This window comes from Asaia platycodi JCM 25414 (assembly GCF_000614545.1).
In the GTDB taxonomy this organism is placed as follows: Bacteria; Pseudomonadota; Alphaproteobacteria; order Acetobacterales; family Acetobacteraceae; genus Asaia; species Asaia platycodi.
In genome coordinates, this window is sequence record NZ_BAKW01000006.1 from 59,885 (window position 1) to 80,371 (window position 20,487).

Below are 20,487 nucleotides of genomic sequence, written 5' to 3' on the forward strand. Positions count from 1 at the left end.
GGTGAGGATCGGAAACAGAGCCGGAACTGGGGGAATTCATGAACCGGATACGCGCCCTTCTCTTCATCATCTATTTTGTGATCCTGACTCTGATCATGGGCTTAGGGGCCATGCCGATACGTGCCCTCCGCCGCCATGAGGCAGCGTTACGCTACGCGCAGCTCTGGTCATCGCTCACACTTTGGGGGCTGAAAGTCTTCTGCGGTGTCAGCGTACGCGTTACCGGGGCGGAGAACCTGCCAGAGGGCGCCTGCCTGATCGCCTCGCAGCACCAGGCCTATTTCGATGGTTTCATCTGGATGATACTGGCGAAGCGCCCTGCCTATGTCATCAAGCAGGAACTCACGAAAATTCCGTTCATCGGCCCCATGCTGCTGCTTTCGGGCATGGTGCCCGTAGAGCGGGCAGCAGGCGCCAAAGCCCTGCGCGCGCTCATGAAAGCGACACAGGCCCATTTCGACGAAGGACGGCAGATCATCATCTTCCCGGAGGGCACGCGCACCCTGCCCGGCGAACGTGTGGCGTTGCAGCCGGGCATCGTGGCACTGGCCAAACAGGCCGCAGCTCCAGTTATTCCTGTTGCCACAAATTCCGGGCTGCACTGGCCGCGTCGAGGATGGATGATGCGCCCCGGCGAGATCATTATCGCCGTAGGATGCCCTCTTCCAGCCAATGCCGGGCGGCTTTCCCTCATCGACTCGATCTACAAATCCTGGGACAAGCTTTGTGTGGAAAACGGTTTACCGCACCCTGTGGATAACTCTGTGGACTCGCCTCGATGATCAGAGGCTTTCCTGTGCAGAAGCCGGGTATCGATTGGGGATGACCCGCTGCTTGCTCCCTAAGTGCCTGAACTGGCTGGCCGGAAGGCGAGTCAAGGGACAATCGCCTTAAATGCTGGGTTTTGTCCCTATATTGTTCCGGCAGAAATGAGCGGTTGGGGCATCTAACACAGGCATTTGCGCTTTCATAGCCCTTGTCGAAGAGTCTTTTTCGTTCCATCGCAAGCTCCGTGTCACCTCTGGGGATAAATTGTGCTCTTTCTCATTAAATGTGTGAAATCGGCCTGTGGAAATCCCGGCTTGCGCAGTAATGGCGGAGGTTTACTCCGGTGAGAAAAGCCCTGTTCTTTGCAGCGATCGCTGTTACGGTTCTGTTACTCTCCCTGATCGGGGCCGCGTCATGGCGCCTTGTCCGGCTCGACCGCGCCCTCACCGCTCTGCCTGCTCAACTCGAATCCAGGGGCTGGAACCTTGCCTGGCAGGATAAGCGCGTCCTTTGGCGCCCCTGGGGGGCTCAGATCGTCTTTACCCGGCCGGTACTCACGGGGCCTCAGAACCGGCTCTGGGCGGGCATGCAGCTCAGCATCGTCACAAGCCCGTTCCACCCCTTGTCATTGTCTTTCTACGCGAAGGGCACTCAGATCGTCAGGCTCGGTGAACGCCTTTCGCTGATGACGGGCGCATTGAGTGGCCGCTTCGCCACCTCCTCACGCATTGCAACACTGACTTCGGAAACGGTCACGGTTGCTGGGGCGCCTATCGAAGGGGTCGAGGAGCTCTCGCTCCAGAGCTTCACCGCGAGGCTGATCCCCGGCATCGAGAACGGGCACGACGCCCCTGCATGGGCTGTCGAACTGCGTGCGAAGACGGTGCTGCCCCAGTTCGTGAACGACCAGTCCACAGCCAGCCAGATTGCGCCTGATCAGCTCACACCCGCCACGACCCAAGGCATGACGGGCAATCGTCTGAAAACGCTTCTCGCCCTGCTGCCACCGCCGCGCGACCTGCACCTGATCGTCACGGCACTGAAGGGCGACACTCACGAGTCAGGGCCACAATCGACCATGACATGGGAAATGGACGCTATTTAATACAGACCGCTTCCTTCGAACTCGGCCCCCTTTCCTGCGTCGCGCGCGGTAATCTCTCTCATGACGGGGAAGGGACACTCTGGCGCATCTCTCAGGCTTGCAGGGCTTTGTTCGTTACGGAATCGCCCATGCCCCTGAATCGCTGCGCGTGAATCCGGATTACGCAGGGATCTTCAAGACGCTCGATGAACAAACGGCAAGGATACCGGACCAGCTCGATCTGCCTTTTCCAGTGGGTAGGAATGACATTTTATTGCAAAATCACATCTTCGCGATATTAACAGGGCATTCTCGATGAACCGGAGGGGAGGCTGACGCCTTATGGCGGAGGCTGTTTCCAATTCCCCTTCACGACTGGCCTTGATGGCCGCGGATCACTGCAATGCCCGATTTGAGTGCCCTCTTCCTCGCACGATTGCAATTCGCGTTTACCGTCGGATTTCATATCGTTTTCCCAGCCTTCTCCATCGGCCTGGCCGCGTTTCTGGCCGTGCTCGAAGGCCTCTGGCTCAAGACGGACAAACCCGTCTATCTCGACCTCTTCAAATACTGGCTGCGCGTCTTTTCGGTCGTGTTCGCCATGGGCGTCGTCTCAGGCTGGTGATGTCCTACGAGTTCGGCACCAACTGGTCGCAATTCTCGCAAAAAGCGGGACCGATCCTCGGCCCGATGCTCGCCTATGAGGTCATGACCGCCTTCTTCCTCGAAGCGGGCTTCCTGGGTGTGATGATGTTCGGCCTCAACCGCGTGGGCAAGCATCTGCATTTCGCCGCCACCTGCATGGTGTCGATCGGCACGCTGATCTCCATGAGCTGGATTCTGGCATCCAATTCGTGGATGCAGACACCGCAGGGCTACAAGATCGACGCTGCCACGGGCCGCTTCCTGCCGGCTGACTGGTTTGCGATCGTCTTCAACCCGTCCTTCCCGTTCCGTCTGGTGCACATGGCGCTGGCCGCTTTCCTGTGCGTGGCCTTCATCGTTGGCGGTGTCGGCGCCTGGCATCTGCTCAAGGCCAAGCGCCAGAACCGTGCGCCGACCGATGCGGTCAAGGTCATGTTCTCGATGGCTATGTGGATGGCCGCCATCGTGGCGCCGCTCCAGATTCTGGCCGGTGACGCCCATGGTCTGAACACGCTAAAATACCAGCCTGCCAAGATCGCCGCGATGGAAGGCGACTGGGAATCAGAAGGCCGCGCCCCTGAACTGCTGTTCGGCGTGCCGGACATGGAACATGAGGTGACCCGCTACAAGATCGGCATTCCGCTCGTCGGCTCGCTGATCCTGACGCATAGCCTTGATGGCAAGGTGCCGGGTCTGAAGGATTTCCCCAAGGACCAGCGTGCGCCGATGTATGTGGTGTTCTACACCTTCCGTGTGATGGTCGCCCTTGGCAGCCTGATGGCGCTGCTCGGCTTCTTCTCGCTGTTCCTGCGCTGGAAGGGCGGGTTCTACACCAACCCGATCCTGCTGCGCGGTGCGCTGCTCATGACGCCAGCCGGGTTTATCGCCCTGCTTTGCGGCTGGGTCACCACTGAAGTCGGCCGCCAGCCTTTCACGATCTACGGACTGCTTCGTACGGTCGACAGCGTATCCCCCGTGACGCTGCCGAACATGGAGATATCGATGGTGGCGTTCGTCATCGTCTATTTCATCGTCTTTACGGCCGGTATCGGCATTCTCCTGCGCGATTTCGCCAAGGAGCCCAGCACGGACGAGCACGAGCCCCCGCGTGACCAGCCGCATCGTGCCGCTGGCATCACCCAAATCTCTCATCACCCGGCGGAGTAAGCGTCTCGATGAACACCCTCGCCTATTGGTTGCCCATCATCTGGGCAACACTCGCCGCCCTCGCCATTTTCATCTATGTCTGCCTCGACGGGTTCGATCTGGGCATCGGCATCCTGTTTCTCGGTGAGCATCGCAAGGATCACCGCGATGTCATGGTCAATACGATCGCCCCTGTCTGGGACGGCAACGAAACCTGGATGATTTTTGGCGGTGCCACGCTCTATGGCGTGTTTCCGGTTGCCTATGGCACGATCCTGCCCGCGCTCTATCTGCCGATCCTGTTCATGCTGCTCGCGCTCATTCTGCGTGGCGTCGCCTTCGAGTTCCGCGTGAAGGCCAGTGGCGTTTTCGGCACGACCTTCTGGGATCGCTCCTTCTGCGTCGGTTCACTGGTGGCCTCGATCATGCAGGGCGTCATTCTTGGTGAACTGATCATGGGCGTGAAGGTCGAGAATAACGTGTTCGTCGGCAGCGCCTGGGACTGGGTCGCCCCCTTCCCGCTCTTCTGCGGCTTTGCTGTCGCCGTCGGCTATACGCTGCTTGGCGCGACCTGGCTGGTCTGGCGCACCGAGACCGATCTGAAGGCTGTCATGCAGCGTCTTTCGGCACCGCTCGGCCTGGCCATGCTGGTGCTGATCGCCATCGTCTCGGTCTGGACGCCTTATCTGCATGCCACGTACATGCATCGCTGGACCGATTTCCCGGAGATCATCTGGGTAGCGCCAGTGCCTGTCGCCGTGATCGTTCTAGCGGCGCTGTTCTTCCTGTCGCTGCGCAAATCAGCCACGCGTCTGACGCCGTTTCTCTGCGCGCTGGGCTGGTTCTTCCTGTGCTTCTCGGGGCTTGGAATCAATGTCTGGCCCTATATCGTGCCGCCGACGGTCACGATCTGGTCGGCCTCGTCACCGCCTGAGAGCCAGCTTTTCCTGCTGGCCGGGGCCTCGATCCTGCTGCCGATCATTCTCGCCTACACGATCTATTCCTATTGGGTCTTCCGCGGCACCGTGACCGCTGAACACCACTATCACTAAGGGAGCCTGACCATGCCTGCCACAACGGCACCTTCTTCCTTCCTGGCCCGTCTCGGTTGGTTCGTCGGGCTCTGGGCAGGCGGGGTCGCGGCCCTTGCCGTGGTCGCGACCGCAATCAAGATCGTTATTTTTCACCAATGGTGAAGGGGCGGACGTCAACCGCGTCCATCCCGGCGGCGAGAGCCGCCTGAAGTCCCTCATCGGTGTCTTCGAAGACGAGACATCTTTGCGGGGCGACCCCTAGCTTCTCTGCCGCAAGCAGATAGAGATCGGGCGCAGGTTTGGGATGGCTGACATCTTCGACCGTCACGACATGCTCGAACAATTCCAGCAGATCCAGCGTCTGCAACGTGGCTTTCACAACCGCTTTCTGTCCGGCGGACGCCACGGCCATCGGTACATGACCGAACTGGCTTCTGGCGATATCGGCTGCAAAGCTGTGCTCACGCAGCGTGTCGAGATGGTTCTCGTACAAGCCACTGCTACGCTTGAGTAAAGCATCGCTGTCAAGCGTCACGCCGTATGCCTGCTCATACGCGTCGAACAGCTTGCCGCTCGAAAGCCCTGTCCGCGCACGATACCAGTCTTCCTCGAGCGGATGGCCGTACTCGCCCAGCGCCTCCTTGAAAGTAAGATAATGCACGGGAAGGGTGTCGGCGATCGTGCCGTCGCAATCAAAAATGATCGCATCGAAATCATGATCGGCCAGAGTGAAATCGGGCATCGGAATTCCTCCTTTCTTCAGAAATTATCCTTGGCCTTGCGCAGCGTAGCAAAGGTCTCAACGTCGGGCGCCATCAGGAACGGATTGGTCTGACGCTCGACGCGCAGCGCGACGGGCAGGGTCGGCTTGCCCTGCGCTCGCAAGGCGCGGATTTCGGCGACACGGCGCTGCAATTCTGCATTCTCCGGCATGCGTGAGAGTGCAAATTCCGCGTTGGCCGCCGTGTATTCATGGCCGCAGCAGATCAGTGTTTCATCGGGAAGCGAATCAAACCGGCGCAGGCTGGTGAACAACTCTTCTGCCGTACCTTCGAGCAGGCGCCCGCAGCCGAGACTGAACAGCGTATCGCCGCAGAACAGCGCAGGCACCGAACGGAAATAGAAAGCGATGTGTCCGCGTGCGTGACCGGGTGTTGCGATCACCTCACCGAGGTCATGGCCGATGGCGATACGATCTTCATCATGCAGCAGCAGGTCGAGCGGCGGCAGACGGGCGGAATCGCACTCAGCCCCGGCGATACGCGCCCCGTATTTCTGGCGCAGGGCCTCGGCACCACCGATATGGTCGGCATGGTGATGGGTCAGGAGAATGAGATCCAGACGCCCCTCGCCGATCACGGCACTGACCGCCTCGGCCTCACCCGTCGATAATGGCAACGACACCCGTCTGCGGATTGGTCAGAAGCCATGCATAATTATCCCGTGCATAGGGAATTGCCCTCACTGCCAGACTCATGGTGCTATGCTCCTCTTTTTTCGAACCGTTCTGTCGTTGGTCTTAACTCTATAGACGCTACGCCCGTTCACTCCCGAACGCACTCGCCGCCTGCCGATCTGTCGATCACGCTTACGCCTGCGACAGGCCCTTGCGCCCCAGCTCTGGCCCATACCCGCCGTTCGGGTTAGCGTGGCCCCATGCAGACGCGTCCTCCCCTGCCCGTGCCGTCCGACGCTGCCGGGTTTTATGCCAGCCGACGTGGAGAGCAGGTGATATCGCTTCTGATGTCGCGGCTGCTGCCTCTCCTGCCGGACCCGAAAGGGTTGCGGGTTCTGGGCCTTGGCTATGCGGCACCGGTTCTATCGCAATGGGGCGCCCTTGGCATGGCTCATTGGGTCGCGTCTGCGCAGCTCGACACCCCGATGACCAGAAGACGGGGCATCGTGCCACCCTCCGCCAAAGAATGGCCCAGCTGCCTCGTCGCGCCCGACAGCCTGCCTTTCGACGATCTGAGCATCGATCTAGTGGTGCTGATGCACGGGCTGGAAATCGTCGACCCGCATCCCCTGCTGCGCATGATCTGGAAGGTTCTCTCCGATCATGGGCGCCTCATCCTGGTGGTGCCCAATCGCACCGGCCTTGCCGCAAAAGACGACACCCTGCCTTTCGGGCATGGAAGCCCCTTTTCGACAGGGCAGCTGGACCGCGTCCTGCAACGTGCTCTTTTTCGCGCTGAGTCAGGATCCACCGCTCTCAGTGCACCGCTCGGGCTGCTCTCGCTCGACGAGAGAGCAGGCTTCATGGGTGACAGACTGTTCAGCATGCTTGGGCGGCGCTTGGCGGTGTGCATCTGGTGACGGCGTGCAAGGATCTCTATTCTGGCATGCCCGTCGAAGCCGAGCGAGCGGCGCTGAATTTCACGCGTCGCGTGACCAGTCTGGCAGGATCGGCAGGCGGGTATCCGAACCTGCCCGAAGGGCCGAAATCCCGGCCCCGCAACCCAAAAGCTTGACCCGAAACCTTGGTGTCGTAAGACTGCGCTCATGTCCCTGATTCAATCGATCAAATCCGTTCTGGCCCCGCCGCATCGCGCTGCCATCCCGTTTCTCGCGCTGACAGGCGGCCTGACCGTTCTGGGCCGTGCGACGCCTTGGCGGGCCACGCGCCTGATCGGCAATGTGGCACTGGGCGGATTTGCTTTCTGCCTGTATTTCTTCCGCGATCCGAAGCGTTTCCCCCCGGCGCGGACCGATCTGGCGCTCGCTCCGGCCGATGGCCGCGTGGTGTCGGTCGAACTTGCCACGCCGCCCGCGGCCCTTGGCATGGGCAGCGATCCGGTCTGGCGCGTGGCGACCTTCCTGTCGGTGCTGAACGTGCACATCAACCGCATGCCTGCCGCGGGTACGGTGACAAAGATCGCCTATCATGCCGGACAGTTTCTCAACGCCAGCCTCGACAAGGCCTCCGACCTGAATGAGCGCAATGAAGTACGCCTGACGCTTGAAGATGGCCGTCATATGGCCATCGTGCAGATTGCCGGACTGATTGCGCGCCGTATCGTCTGCTATGTGGAAGAAGGCAGTGCCGTCGAACCCGGCGATCGTTTCGGTCTGATCCGCTTCGGCTCGCGCACCGATCTTTATCTGCCGCCCGACGTGACGCCTCTGGTCAGCACCGGCCAAATCATGGTCGGTGGCGAAACCGTCATCGCCCATCTCTGATCCGCGGTCGCTGTGTCGGAAGCGCCCCTCACGCCCGCGCCGAATGTCTCGGCGCCCCGATCTGACACCCCGGAAGGCGCGACCTCGCGTCCGGGGCGCAAGCGCCGTCGTCTGAGGCGCATCCGCCCCAGGCGCGTGCGCGTGCGCGGACCGTCATTCAACCGACTGATCCCGAATTTGCTGACCATGCTCGGGCTTTGCGCCGGGCTGAGCAGCCTGCGCTACGGGCTGGAACAGCAATTCGCTTATGCCGCCGTAGCACTGGTAATTGCAGCCTGTATCGATGGACTTGACGGTCGTATCGCGCGGCTTCTGCACGGCACGTCGCGCTTTGGCGCCGAATTCGACTCGCTGTCGGATTTCGTGTGTTTTGGCGTGGCGCCGCCTTTCCTGCTCTATCTATGGACGCTGCACGGTACGGGTGGCCGATACGGCTATGTGCCCTGCATTCTGTTCACGGTCTGCATGGCGCTGCGTCTGGCGCGCTTCAATGCCAGCCTCGACGATGAGGAAAAGCCCGAATATTCCTATAACTTCTTCACGGGCGTACCCGCCCCGGCGGGTGCCGGTATCGTGTTGTTTCCGATCTTTCTCGGGCTCGAAGCCGAGAAAATGCACTGGCCATTGCTCGACTCCATCGCTCGCTCTCCCATACTGGCAGCGGGGGCGCTGATCCTGACGGCTTCCCTTCTCGTCTCGACCCTACCTGTGTGGTCATTCAAGAACTTCAAGATCGCCGCTCGCTATGTGCTGCCGCTGATGCTCGGCACGCTGCTCTATGCTGCGATTCTTGTAGCCGACCCCTGGCTGGCGCTCGCGGCGGCGGGGTTGATCTATCTGCTGATCCTGCCTTTCAGCCGTCGCAGCTTTCATCGGTTGAAAGCGCAGGCCGAGGCGCTTTCGGAAGATGTTCCCGAGGCTTGAGGCCTCGCGCTGTAGCCGCTTGAAAGAATCGATCGTCTCCTGATCCCTTCGACATGAGGATCGGACCGGGTTTTCCCGATCCGATCCTGCTACAGTCGATCAAAAGGCCAGTTCAACCTGTCCGCCGAACTGGCGCGGTTCGTTGAAATAGCTCTGCAACCCTGTGGTGACGCCCAGCGACTTGAAATAAGCGTGCTGCTCGGCGAACAGATTGCGCGACCAGAGCGAGAAGGTAGCCCGGGTTCCGGCATTGCCAAGCTGAACATTCGAAATGGCGATACGTCCATTGACGATCAGACCGCTATCTCCCTTCGGCTGATAGACGTTCTTCCCATTGCCGACGCCCAGATAAACCGGATCGGTCGTATTGGCGTAATAACCGCTATCGATATTGCCATCGAGATGCGCGAGCAGCGTAAAACCATGGAGGGGCCGTGTGTAATCGACCTGGAAGCTGCCCGAATGCGCCGGTGTGTAGTTCTGGTAGATTGGTACAAGCATGGAGCTGATGATACCGGCCGAGTTCTGATACGGGTTCGCCGTCGGCGGGATATGGACGTAATTATAGGCGTAGGAAAAGCCGATTGTCAGATGGCGCATGGGCGACACATTCAGCTCGGCCTCAACACCGCTCAGATCACCATGACCGGGCGCATTGATGGTTGAGGTCGTGGTGCGCGTCGTGAGCTGATTGCCGATCTGGTAAGGCTTGCTGAAATCGACCTGGATATCTTTATAATCGCCCCAATATCCCGCGACATTGAACCGCACGCGCTGGTCAAAAAACTCGGTTTTGGAACCGAATTCGAACATCGAGACCGATTCAGGACCGAAAGCCTCATAATCCTGCGCGCGGGAATTGGCGCCGCCCGGCTTGTAGCCTGTGCTCCATTTTCCATAGAGCAGCACACGCTTCGTCAGATCGCCACTGACTTCAAGCAGCGGATCGACACGCGACCATCCGGCATCGAAATCGATCGGCCCCGACACGCCCGCGGTGTTGACCGGGGCCTTGTTATTGACCGTCGTGAGCGTGCCATGCTTGCCGTCATGCGACCAGCGCAGCCCTGCTGTCAGATGCAGCTTGTCGTAGAGGATGGGCGGCGTATAGACCGCATTGCCATAAACACCCCAGCTTTTCGATGTAACCTGGCTGGCGCGATCGATTGGTTGCAGCCCCCAATCGTCATAAGCCGGGCCCGTAAGCAGCTTGTAGTCGCTGCCTGCCGCATTGGTGAACTGATTGGTGTAGAAAGCCTGCGCATTATCGGAAGCGTGCTCGCGGAAATAGATGAACCCGCCCTGGTATTTCAGACGCTTGGTATGCCCAAAAGCCTGAATTTCCTGACTGATCTGGTTCTGCCAGAAACCGGCAAGCGAGTTACGAGCGAAGCTCGTTCCGGTGAAATTGCCTGTCGTGTTGGACATGCTCCCCGCAGCCATGCCGTTATCGAACTGGCTCTGGCTCAGTTCGCGATAGGCGGTGATGGATCTGAAGGAGAGATATTGCGGAATGGCCTTGTAATCGAGCGTCATGCGATGGCCATTGGTCTTGCCGATGCTCGGCTCTTCCGGCACGCCCACGAAGGCGCGCTTGGCGCGGGTCGTCTGTAGCTGCGCGACCTGAGCCAGCTTGTTTGTGCCCGGTTTCAGCAACTGCATCCACAGCGTGGTCGTGCTGTCATAGGAATTGTCATAGGCGTAGTCGGCGGTGAAATTATCGACCGGGTGATACATCGCCTCGACGTGAAAACCATGCTTGTCATACTGGTTGAACCCGCCCGTATCGGGCATCGGGTTTTTGACCAGCGCCGCACGATGCGCCTCAACCGCATCGATCTTGATCGCGAGATCATGAAAGGCCGGAAGGTCGAGATGCAGCTCACCCTTGTTGCTGTTGTAATTGCCGAAGCCGCCGAGCAGACGCATACCGAATTTGCCGGTCGGCCTGCGCGTAATGATGTTGAGCGCGCCTGCTTCAGTATTCCGTCCGAAAAGCGTGCCCTGCGGCCCTTTGAGACCTCCATGCTCTCGACATCGAACAGCGCCGTACCGAGTGCCTGGGGACGCGCCACATACACGCCATCGATATACACACCCACGCCCTGATCGCGCGCGGGCTGATTACTGTCACCCAGCACGCCAACCCCTCGGATATTGACGACCAGCGCCGAATTCCGGCCTGAGAACTGGGCGATACGCAGTGAGGGAATAGAGCCGTCGCCGAGATCGGTGAGCGAGACGACATGACGATTGGCAAGTTGCTTGGACGAAAAGACTGTGACCGAGCTCGGGTCTTTATGGAAGTTTCTGGCGTGTTTTTGCGCCGTCACGTCGATGCTCTCCGGCGCGCTTTTACGCAGAATGTTTTTTTTTACCGCGGGCTTTTCGCCCTGCACGGAAGCAGCCACTTTCGGGATAGGTGCTGAAACGCCCGGCTTCACAGCGGCGGAGGCTCTTTTACGGGAATCTGGATTGTTGTCGCTTCTGGTCGCGGAATAAGCAGAACCGGTGCAGCAAAGAAACGTGAACACCAGGCACAGTCTTTTACCCTTCAACACAAACATCTCTCCCGCCCCTGCCAACTGTACCGTGTCCAGTCAGGGCCTTGGGCTTTATTCGATACGTATGAACACCGGAGGCTATGTTCAGGTGACAGTGCACCCGGCACGTTTCACTTAGAGATGTTTTGGAATGGTTTTGTATCGAAACAAGTATAGGATATGAAATATATGTTATACTGACTTATATATTTAACAATAGTTTCCGTTTTCGTTCATATTTATAATAATATCGGTAATTTCGTTTACAATTTTTTTTCGTGAATTTTTTATTGCAAATATGGAAGAGTAACCTTCATCGAAACGATCATTATTTCTAAAGGTGCGAAAAAATCAGATAATGTTGGAATCTACCGAAACGGGCCCAGCCTCACTGCCTATGCGAGCGCGCCCTTTCAGTTATCGAAGTCAGGCTCCCGCTCATGACTGTGCAGACGGCGATAATCAACACGATAATTGCCGTGCCCATCCTGAGACAGCATATCGACGAAGCGTCTTCCCGCCAGAATGTGGCTCGGTTCATAAGCATGCTGCAGAAGCACTGCCTGCCCTGTAGCCTCGTCAGTGCCGCGGACAGTCACAAGAATCTGGGCGTAAGTTGCGTCGAGTTGCTCCCGACTGAGCAGGGCAAGCGGGCTGCTGCTATCGATAGGATGCGCCAGTGTTTCGATGAAGCGCAGTTCGGGCATACGCGATTGCAGCAGTTTCAGCGGTGTAAAAATCCGTGTGGGATAACCGCCCTCACCAATCACGAATTGCGAGAGCGACAATTCCGAATCCATCGCGAGCACGGCGCTTTTGCGCACATTGGCCAGCCGCAGGCAAAGCACGGGGGGAGTGGCCCGCTTGCTGATGACCGCCGCCTTGCTGAACACGATCTGCGCGCGCGGGCGCGAAAACCGGGCGAAGACCACGCCGGTGGACAGCGCATTGATCATCATTCCCAGCAAGGCCTCGACCGACACAAGCGCATTGGCCATATGCCCCGTCGGCGCCATGACACCATAGCCAACGGTGGAGAGCGTCTGAACGCTGAAGAAGAACAGCGAAAGCAGATCGAGATCGGCAGCGTTGTTGATGCGCGCGTTGCACAGCCGATAAAGCAGCGCAAAAGCCAGATTGACGACGAAATAGGCGATAGTGGACCACCCCATGAAACGGGGCCAGGAGGTGGTCAGGGCATGATGATAGAGATCGGTCCAGAAGTTGCTGCCGATGCCCACACGCGTTACGGACGCACGCACACGATCTTCGATTCCGTCAGCTGAATCGGTCAGGAGCCCGAGCGCCCTTGCAGGATGCCCCTTGCCCAGTTCTGCCTTCCCAGCCAAATCCCCGGTCATGACGGCGTATCGAGATCGCTTAGGTCAGAGCCGCTTCCTGCAAGCGCCGAATGACACGCGCGTGTCCCATCAGCGGCAGAAGGGCGTGAAGCTCCGGTCCGGCCTCCTCTCCCGTGAGGGCGAGACGCAGCGGGTGGAACAAGGCCTTACCCTTGCGTCCTGAGACCTCTTTGAGCGCCGTCGTCCAGAGCTTCCAGCTATCTGCAGTCAGGGGGGCTTCAGGCAGGGTCTGTTCGGCCTGAGCGAGGAAAGCTGCCTCGTCGCTCAAAGTGGGAGGAGAAATTTCGCCCTGTACCACGTCCCACCAGAAGGCGATTTCGCCGGTAAGGTCGACATTGCCGCTGATGGCGTTCCAGAAAGCCTCATCGGCGCCCTCGGGCAGACGCGATTTCACGTCTTCGAACGACAGACCATGCAGCAGGCGACGATTGAGCCCGAGCAGATGCTGCATGTCGAAACGCGCTGCCGATTTTGAGATATGAGACAGGTCGAAGCTCGCAATCGACTGCTCCAGCGTCATGGGCACCGGGTCGTCGGAGCTGCCGATCTTCGCCAGATAGGAAACGACCGATTGCGGCTCCATGCCGTCATGACGCAAAGCGCGCAGCGACAGCGCGTCGAAGCGCTTGGACAGCTTGCCGCCACCCTCATCGAGCAGGAGCGGGAGATGGGCAAAGGTGAAGCGGTTCGGTCTGCCGCCAAGCGCCTCGATGATATCGAGCTGTACGCCGGTATTGGTAATGTGGTCTTCACCCCGAATAATGTGCGTGATCCCCAGCTCCATATCGTCCACGACCGAAGCGAGGGTGTAGAGCACGGTGCCGTCTGCGCGCACCAGAACCGGGTCGGAAATGGCGGTGAGCTTTACCGACAGATCGCCCATGACCAGATCGCGCCAGCTCTTGTGACCGTCGGAGAGACGGAAGCGCCAATAGGGGGTCTTGCCATTGGCCTCGGCCCGCTCGCGCTGCTCTGGCGTCAAACGCAGCATGGCACGATCATAGATCGGAGGCTTACGCGCCTTGAGACGCGCCTCGCGCTTGGCCGCAAGCTCCAGCTCGCTCTCAAAGCAGGGATAGAGGCGTCCCGATGCCTTCAGGGCCTCGATGGCGAGCGCGTAGCGGTCGAGACGTTGTGACTGATGGGCGGTTTCGTCCCAGCTCAGGCCGAGCCATTCGAGATCGGTCTTGATGCCCTGCTCATATTCCGCTTTCGACCGCTCGACATCCGTGTCGTCGATGCGAAGCAGGAATTTGCCGCCATGATTGCGGGCATACAGGGCGTTGGCGATGGCCAGACGGGCATTGCCAACATGAAGATAGCCGGTCGGGCTGGGAGCGAAGCGCAGTTTCATGCTGCTTCTATGCCAAGCGCGCAGGCAATTTGCCAGAGCCTGCACACGCCCGACCGTTCAGAAAACCGGGGGTTTTCAGAAAATCCGCGAGAACCCGGCACGTTGCAGCTCGGCCAGAGCCCCTAAGGCGCTCGGCGTCACGATAGCACGGGGGTCGAGTGCATTGGTCAGTTCGGCGGCTAGCTGCTCCTGCGTGAGCCCGGCAGGTCCGGCGCCGAGGGCGATCAGCCGGCCTGCATGAGCCCAGACGGCGTTGTGACAGGCAAGAAAGACCACGCCACGCGCCTGAAGCGCCGGAATGCTGCGCCCGGCGGCCCCATAGGCGCCCTGCTCGTCCTGATGATGGCGCGAGCTGCCTGCAGGTGTCTGATGCAACGGCATTGCCGTCTGACCGGGAGAGACCAGGCGGGCCAGGTCGAAATGCGCCCAGGCAGCCTCGTTATAAAGCCCAAGCTGCGCTTCGCCCCAGAGCGCCATGACGAGCAGGGCATCGGGGTGGACGAAGGAAAAAACCTCGCTGTTGAGCAGGTTCTGCGCTTCGTTCGGCCAGTTGCCCGAAAGCGCTGTGCCAGTGCCCAGCATTTTCTGCGCGCCGCGATACGCCAATAGCGCATCGAAAGCCACGTCGTCCCAAAAATCGGGATGATCCAGCAGGCGTGGCACGGTAGTGAACTGGCGCCGCCGCGGCAGGGCTGCGAGTTGACGGCTCAGATCGGATAGACCGCTCTGCGGCGCAGGCGAGGGCGGTAGAACGGTAGCGGCCAGACCCGGCAAGGGAGCTGCCATGCCGAGCGCAGTGGCTCCCCAAAGGAGCTTACGGCGTTCTACGGCCATCAGAGTTCGACCTGTTCGTCGTCTTCCACAAGGCGACGCGGGTCGAGCGTGCGCCAGTCCCGCTCCATCGACGTCGCAGGAGTGGCGGCAAAATCCTCAAGCTCGGAGGCTGACTTCCAGCCATCGTCACCCGCCTCGACCACGATCGCGTCTTCGCCGAACGAGAACCAGGATTCGAGTACTTCGCGCCCGACAGCACCACCAACGCGACACCGTTCGATGCTGTCACGCACATAGGCGCGGGCATAGGCGTTGGCATGGGCGAGGTCCTGGAAGTCTTTGACCTCTTCCACGATTCCTTCTTCCGCACCGCCCGAATTATCGAGAATGCGGACAAACCAGCCGCGATCGGGCTCTGCTTCAGAACTGCTCACGCTTCGTTCTCCTTCTTTTTAGACGGGACTTTTTGCAGAAGGAACTCGCGACCGACCTTCACCCGCTTCTCGCCGTCATAAGCGACGATATCGGCTGTGGCATAGGTTTCGTTCCATTTGACAGGGATGAAAGACCCCGTGCCCACGACATCGAGCGGGGCATGAGAGTCGCGCATCGTCATGCATTTCTCAAGGCCAAAGCCGGAAGAAACGATGATCTTCACCTCGGTAAAACCGGCTTCATTGAGTGATTCACGCATCCACCAGATGGCGGCTGCCGATACCCCCGTGCCGACGAGGTCCTTCAGCTCATGATCGGAGCGATAACGCCTGATCGTGCCCGGTGTGTGACGCTCTAGCACGCCATAGGAAGATTGCGGATCGAGCCCTTCGATGAAGCGCCCGCCATGGGTATCCAGACGCACACTGATGCGCCCCTCAGCTGCCAGCTCGGGGAAGCGACGGCAGACGGCCAGCGCATCGGTGATCTCCTGACCGAAGTAATCGACCAGCACCACCAACGGATCGTTCGGATAGACCTCGTGATACATTTCAGCGGCACGCAGGTCGATCCGGCATAGCCGATCAGGGCGTGAGGCATGGTGCCCAGCCCCCGCTCGGCACCGAAAAAGCCTGCTGTCACATCATTGGCGCAACCGACAAAGCCCCTGGCCCCCTCGCGGCGCGCTGCGCGTGAGCCAACAGAAGCCGCATAGCCCATGATTTCCTGCATTTCGAAACCGGCACAATGCCGCGCTTCCATCGCCATGAAAGCAGCATCTGGCAGGGCAAGTGCCATCTGATAGGCGTTATGGGCAGCGACGCAGGCGGAGCCGAGCTTCTGCAGCAGCAGGGTTTCGAGCGGGGCCATGCGGGTAAAGGGGCCGGTCAGATAAACCAGTGGCTCCCCGGCCCCGACCCAGCTGCCCTCAGGCGTCATGATTTCGATCGCAACCGAGAAACCCTGTTCTCGAGCGACGTTTCTGAGCCACTCGATCATCAGGCCGTGGGCAGCAATGACCGGCCTGCGGATGAAGAGCGCATAGGTGACTTCGCACTCGCCGAAATGCGAGACGATCGCCTGAGTGCGGTTGAAATACGCATCGGTGCGCGCCGCGATCTCGCTCTGGCTCAGAGCGAGCTTCGGGCTGACCGCAGATCGGATGGCGGCATTTTCTTCATCTGGCCGGTTCGAGGTCATTTTTGCAACGCTCCATGATCGCGGAAATGCCCCGTCAGCTCCTCAGCCAGAAGGAAAGCCATTTCGAGCGATTGCTCGGCATTGAGGCGCGGGTCGCAGAACGTCTCGTAACGCCCTGCCAGATCGGCTTCGGTGAGGCACTGGGCGCCACCGACGCATTCGGTCACGTCCTGACCCGTCATTTCGATGTGGATTCCGCCCGGACGCAGGCCAGCCCTCTGGAAGACCGAGAAGAAACCCTTCACTTCGCCGAGAATGGAGTCGAAGGAACGCGTCTTGACCTTGTCAGCCGTGGTAATCGTGTTGCCATGCATCGGGTCGCAGAGCCAAGTAACCGTACGACCGCTGGCCTGCACCTTGTCGAGAAGCGGCGGCAGGAAATCGCCGACCTTGCCCGCACCCATACGCGAGATGAGGGTGATGCGTCCGGCCTCGTCCTTCGGGTTCAGGATATCCAGCAGGTTTTCAAGATCGTCGAGTGTCGTCGTCGGCCCGACCTTGATGCCGATCGGGTTGCCGACGCCACGCAGGAACTCGACATGAGCGCCATCGGGCTGGCGCGTACGATCGCCGATCCACAGAAAATGCGCCGAGCAATCGTACCAGTTCTCGCTCAGGCTATCGATGCGTGTCAGGGCCTGCTCGTAAGGCAGAAGTAGCGCCTCATGCGAGGTGTAGAACTCGGTCTCGTTGATCTGCGGGGCGCTCTGGTTGAAACCGCAGGCCCCCATGAAGGAAAGCGTCTCATCAATGCGCTGGGCCAGATCCTGATAGCGCTCTGCGAGCGGCGAGCGCTTGACGAAGCCCAAATTCCAGCGATGCACTTCATGCAGATTGGCATAACCGCCGGAAGCGAAGGCGCGCAGCAGGTTCATGACACCGGCTGACTGGAAATAGCCGGTTTCCATACGGCCCGGATCGGGCAGACGCGCGGCCTCTGTGAATTCAGGCCCGTTGATGATGTCACCGCGATAGCACGGCAGCGTCACGCCATCGAGGGTTTCGGTGTCGGAAGAGCGCGGCTTGGCATATTGCCCGGCCATACGTCCGATCTTGATGACCGGCACCTTGGCGCCAAAGGTGAGCACAACGGCCATCTGCAGCAGCACACGGAAAGTATCGCGCACGATATCGGCCGTAAACTCGTTGAAGCTCTCGGCACAGGCCCCGCCCTGCAACACAAACGCCTCGCCGCGCGCCGCCTTGGCGAGCTGGCTTTTGAGGCGCCGCGTTTCGCCTGCAAACACCAGCGGCGGATAGCGCCGCAGTCGGGCTTCGACAGAGTCGAGCGCGGCTGCATCCAGATAATGCGGTGCCTGGCGAATGGGGTGCGACCGCCAGCTCGACGGCGTCCAGCCGGCGTGCTGGGCGGATTCGCGGTTCGGGTGCATGAGAGCGTCTTCCTTCGGTTCAAAAAGAGGGGGTCTAGTATGAAACGGAATATTCCTGTCGCCTAGGGGCTAACCTCGGCACGGACGCGGCGGAATGTCAGATTCCAGCGACAGGCGCCGGTCAGAGGATGATCGTCGGAGGCCAGTGGAGCGATCCCGTGATAGAAGAGGCGCGATGCGCCACCCCATACCACCACGTCTCCGCTGACAAGGCGCAATTTGCGGACCGGATCTGTGCGCTCTGCACCGCCGAACAGAAACTGGGCCGCCAGCCCCAGAGAAATGGAGACGATCGGAGAATCGAGCGCTGTTTCATCGCGGTCCTGATGCAGCCCCATACGCGCGCCGGGGGCATAGCGGTTGAGAAGGCAGGCCTGCGGCTGGAAATCACCGAAACCCGCCTGTGCCGCCATATCTTGCGCAAAAGTGATCCAGTCGGGTGGCAGTGCAGGCCAGAACCCGCCCGAAAGGGGGTCACGGGACTCGTAACGGTACCCCGCTGCGTCGGAATGCCAGCCAAGCGAGCCACAATTTGTCATCTCTACCGAAAAGCGGCGACCGCCCGGTGTCGTTAGCCGCCTCAGCGGCGCCTGCGACACGATGTCACCCACCTGCGCCATCAGCCTTTCTTGGCGTGATAAGGCGGCTCCGGGAAGTAAAACGGCCCCCTGCGCGAGGGTCTCGCGTGCCCTGAGGGCGCCGAACAGATCATCCATCATAATAGGCCCTTGCCGCCTCCTGCCTCACCGCTTACTTGAGGTTCTTATCAGCGCCAGAGATCGGGCTTATTTCCGAATTGGCAACCACCGTTCCTGTACGCCAAGCGTAACGGGACGAAACTGCAAGGGAATGCTTCGATGGCAAAGCTCCGACGCGGCGCCTTTCTGGCCGCCACTCTCCTCGCCCTGCCTGCCGGCACGGCCTGGGCCCAGTTTACGGGACAGAACGCCCCGAATGACGCCCATGCTCCGCAGAGCACCACCAATGACGGCGGCGTTGAATATCATGGCAAGGGCGAACATCTGACCGCCAAAGGCCGCCACTCGCTGCCGCCCGGCTATCAGGAAACGCCGAGCACCGAGTTCAATCACGGCCCCGACCCCGATCACGCCGATAATGTGCAGCGCGATGCCGTGACCGGCGCCGATCTGAGCAAATTCGGTTCTGCCTATTCCAATAGCAGCCCGGTCCAGAGCGGCCAGCTCGGCGATGCATCGGGCAATGGCTGGGTGGCCCCGCGCTGAACACAGTCTCCCGGATGCCTCGCGCATCCGGGATCTCTGCGGCAGGAAAAACGCGCAGCAACAATAGCTGCAAGATCTTATCGGTACCCTGTGCCCGACAGAGGCAGGCAGGCAGCGGCAGATCCAGCTCTTCTCGAAACTGATCCGGCTTTCAGAACGACAAGGTAAACTGCCCCTGCAATGCGGAGGCGTCGGCATAAAGATGCGAGATGACCAAGCAAATCGTTTAGTTTGTCATTTCTCCGCAGATCAATTGACCATTTTTCTTGCTACGGAATCCATTTTGCAGATCCATCAAAAATAAATATTATATTTGGATTGTTGATTATATCAGGGTAACTATATTTTACGATTACAGCTCACCCTACCATCCGGTACGGTCCCGTTCTGCGCACCAGCGCCTTGCTGTAGCGCATGGGCCATTTCGTGCGCCAAAGCGGAGAGAAGGAGGTTCTGATTTTCCCAACCAGCCATGTCAGAGCCGATGTGAATATTTAGGTCGGTAGAATCATAATACAGTCCCGCACCAGTACTCCTGACTACCTTTAAGGCAATCTCTCCCGCCGCGTTGATTTCACCAGCAAGAAAAGATGACTTCTGAGCAGCGTCGACGATCTGGTTATAACCGCGGTCGTCGATGAGATTACCGCCCTTCAAACTATTGAGCCATTTTTGTCCATCGCTATTGATAATCACTCTCGATGTTGACATAATCTCTTCCTTTTCACCATCTATTTAGATATTTTTATTCCGAAAGATTTTACTTTTCCAAAACCATTAAAACCTATAGTTATCACTGGATTATTTGAAATACTCGTATTTTTATATTCTATAGTTGCATTAGACAATTTCTTATTTTTATGAAAAAAAGAGCAGCCAAATACCGGATCTGGGTGATACAACATATTAAAAGGAACTGAATCAGGAGGTAGCGGTAGGCCTCGTATAATAATTTTTGGATTACTTCCAAATGATTTTAATATTTCTTTTGATGATATGCCATTATCGTCACACCCGTCATTCCTCATCTCTATTTGGAAAAACGTAGTCTGTACATCCTTGCCATCGAACTCAGTGTCGTTTCGAGAAGCATGGATCCAGTATACTGGCGTATTAGGATCAAGGGGTCTAATCTCGTAAACGTAGAAAATTTTCTTTTTGTATATATTTTCCTCCCTCTACATCAAGTATATGTACAATAGGTTTTTCCCCCTCATTTAACGACTCCTTTAATTCTCTTTTATAAGGTGATAAGGTACTAAGATAATCGTTTGAAGTCGAAAATTTTCTATTGGGAACAGAACCCAATTCGCTCGCTTCCCTTACGAGGTTAACTGCGAGTAACGTCTGCTTACTCAAGGGCGGCTCAGTACAAGATGACAACCCGATCGACACCCCGGTTAA

Annotated in this window: 19 protein-coding genes and 4 pseudogenes; 10 read left to right on the top strand and 13 right to left on the bottom strand. The window is 58.8% G+C overall.

The annotated features are described in order from the left end of the window. The first annotated feature begins 38 nt into the window (after positions 1–38). The 5 genes and pseudogenes from JCM25414_RS06830 (at position 39) to JCM25414_RS22375 (ending at position 4,839) form a co-directional block, all read left to right on the top strand. The gene (locus tag JCM25414_RS06830; RefSeq protein WP_025841140.1) at positions 39–782 is read left to right on the top strand and encodes a lysophospholipid acyltransferase family protein; all 744 of its coding nucleotides are present in this window, start codon (positions 39–41) and stop codon (positions 780–782) included. A 329-nt stretch (positions 783–1,111) separates the two neighbouring features. Then, positions 1,112–1,873, top strand: a complete 762-nt coding sequence (locus JCM25414_RS06835; RefSeq protein WP_025841141.1) for a DUF2125 domain-containing protein — start codon at positions 1,112–1,114, stop codon at positions 1,871–1,873. Between the two features lie 382 nt (positions 1,874–2,255). Next, positions 2,256–3,664 (top strand): annotated as a pseudogene (locus JCM25414_RS17995) (cytochrome ubiquinol oxidase subunit I). 8 nt (positions 3,665–3,672) lie between these two features. Further along, positions 3,673–4,695: a cytochrome d ubiquinol oxidase subunit II gene (gene cydB, locus JCM25414_RS06845; protein WP_025841142.1), complete on the top strand. Its 1,023-nt coding sequence runs from the start codon at positions 3,673–3,675 to the stop codon at positions 4,693–4,695. A gap of 12 nt (positions 4,696–4,707) precedes the next feature. Continuing rightward, a complete protein-coding gene (locus JCM25414_RS22375; RefSeq protein ID WP_081775825.1) occupies positions 4,708–4,839 on the top strand; it encodes a DUF2474 family protein in 132 nt (43 codons plus the stop codon). Here JCM25414_RS22375 and JCM25414_RS06850 read toward each other — a convergent pair. Both JCM25414_RS06850 and gloB read right to left on the bottom strand, forming a co-directional pair. Continuing rightward, the gene (locus JCM25414_RS06850; protein ID WP_025841143.1) at positions 4,820–5,419 is read right to left on the bottom strand and encodes an HAD family hydrolase; all 600 of its coding nucleotides are present in this window, start codon (positions 5,417–5,419) and stop codon (positions 4,820–4,822) included. The two genes, JCM25414_RS22375 and JCM25414_RS06850, sit on opposite strands and share 20 nt — an antisense overlap. Before the next feature lie 17 nt (positions 5,420–5,436). Then, positions 5,437–6,154: pseudogene (gene gloB / locus JCM25414_RS18000) on the bottom strand (hydroxyacylglutathione hydrolase). Positions 6,155–6,333: 179 nt separating this feature from the next. On the opposite strand from gloB, the gene JCM25414_RS18005 reads away from it, so the two are divergent. From JCM25414_RS18005 to JCM25414_RS06875, 4 genes are read left to right on the top strand one after another with little or no spacing between them, the layout of a single operon-like run. Next, complete coding sequence (locus JCM25414_RS18005) at positions 6,334–6,993, top strand: methyltransferase domain-containing protein (protein ID WP_051535740.1); 660 nt, start codon at positions 6,334–6,336, stop codon at positions 6,991–6,993. Further along, on the top strand, positions 6,990–7,148 hold the full coding sequence (locus JCM25414_RS23320; protein ID WP_159101721.1) for a hypothetical protein: 159 nt from the start codon (positions 6,990–6,992) through the stop codon (positions 7,146–7,148). Before JCM25414_RS18005 ends, JCM25414_RS23320 begins: the two co-directional genes overlap by 4 nt. A gap of 31 nt (positions 7,149–7,179) precedes the next feature. After that, entirely contained in the window at positions 7,180–7,857 is a 678-nt protein-coding gene (locus JCM25414_RS06865) for a phosphatidylserine decarboxylase (protein ID WP_025841144.1), read from the top strand. 12 nt (positions 7,858–7,869) lie between these two features. Next, positions 7,870–8,781, top strand: a complete 912-nt coding sequence (locus JCM25414_RS06875) for a CDP-alcohol phosphatidyltransferase family protein (protein WP_051535741.1) — start codon at positions 7,870–7,872, stop codon at positions 8,779–8,781. Positions 8,782–8,880: 99 nt separating this feature from the next. Here the strand turns inward: JCM25414_RS06875 and JCM25414_RS24745 are convergent, their stop codons facing one another. From JCM25414_RS24745 to alkB, 9 genes and pseudogenes are all read right to left on the bottom strand, one after another. Further along, positions 8,881–10,710, bottom strand: a complete 1,830-nt coding sequence (locus tag JCM25414_RS24745; protein ID WP_051535742.1) for a TonB-dependent receptor — start codon at positions 10,708–10,710, stop codon at positions 8,881–8,883. Positions 10,711–10,799: 89 nt separating this feature from the next. Next, positions 10,800–11,348 (bottom strand): annotated as a pseudogene (locus JCM25414_RS26525) (TonB-dependent receptor plug domain-containing protein); the annotation flags it as partial. Positions 11,349–11,737: 389 nt separating this feature from the next. Continuing rightward, a complete protein-coding gene (locus JCM25414_RS06885; protein WP_025841146.1) occupies positions 11,738–12,685 on the bottom strand; it encodes an ion channel in 948 nt (315 codons plus the stop codon). Positions 12,686–12,704: 19 nt separating this feature from the next. After that, positions 12,705–14,039, bottom strand: coding sequence for a glutamate--tRNA ligase (gene gltX / locus JCM25414_RS06890; protein ID WP_025841147.1), 1,335 nt, complete (start codon positions 14,037–14,039; stop codon positions 12,705–12,707). 75 nt (positions 14,040–14,114) lie between these two features. Next, positions 14,115–14,873, bottom strand: coding sequence for a hypothetical protein (locus JCM25414_RS06895; RefSeq protein WP_025841148.1), 759 nt, complete (start codon positions 14,871–14,873; stop codon positions 14,115–14,117). Continuing rightward, positions 14,873–15,247 carry a hypothetical protein gene (locus JCM25414_RS06900; RefSeq protein WP_025841149.1) on the bottom strand — a complete coding sequence of 125 codons (375 nt, stop codon included), beginning with the start codon at positions 15,245–15,247 and terminating at the stop codon, positions 14,873–14,875. Before JCM25414_RS06900 ends, JCM25414_RS06895 begins: the two co-directional genes overlap by 1 nt. Beyond that, positions 15,244–16,448: pseudogene (locus JCM25414_RS18015) on the bottom strand (nicotinate phosphoribosyltransferase). The gene JCM25414_RS06900 and the pseudogene JCM25414_RS18015 overlap by 4 nt, the downstream one beginning before the upstream one ends. Further along, positions 16,445–17,839 (bottom strand): class II 3-deoxy-7-phosphoheptulonate synthase, encoded by a 1,395-nt coding sequence (locus tag JCM25414_RS06910; RefSeq protein WP_025841150.1) that lies wholly within the window; start codon positions 17,837–17,839, stop codon positions 16,445–16,447. The pseudogene JCM25414_RS18015 and the gene JCM25414_RS06910 overlap by 4 nt, the downstream one beginning before the upstream one ends. A gap of 62 nt (positions 17,840–17,901) precedes the next feature. Further along, a complete protein-coding gene (gene alkB, locus JCM25414_RS06915) occupies positions 17,902–18,558 on the bottom strand; it encodes a DNA oxidative demethylase AlkB (RefSeq protein WP_025841151.1) in 657 nt (218 codons plus the stop codon). A gap of 138 nt (positions 18,559–18,696) precedes the next feature. Here alkB and JCM25414_RS06920 point away from each other — a divergent pair, with 138 nt between their 5' ends. Then, entirely contained in the window at positions 18,697–19,083 is a 387-nt protein-coding gene (locus JCM25414_RS06920) for a hypothetical protein (protein ID WP_025841152.1), read from the top strand. A gap of 339 nt (positions 19,084–19,422) precedes the next feature. Here JCM25414_RS06920 and JCM25414_RS06925 read toward each other — a convergent pair whose 3' ends face one another. Further along, positions 19,423–19,794, bottom strand: a complete 372-nt coding sequence (locus JCM25414_RS06925; RefSeq protein WP_148300983.1) for a hypothetical protein — start codon at positions 19,792–19,794, stop codon at positions 19,423–19,425. A 20-nt stretch (positions 19,795–19,814) separates the two neighbouring features. Further along, the gene (locus JCM25414_RS23880; protein ID WP_148300984.1) at positions 19,815–20,111 is read right to left on the bottom strand and encodes a hypothetical protein; all 297 of its coding nucleotides are present in this window, start codon (positions 20,109–20,111) and stop codon (positions 19,815–19,817) included. Positions 20,112–20,487: the final 376 nt, after the last annotated feature.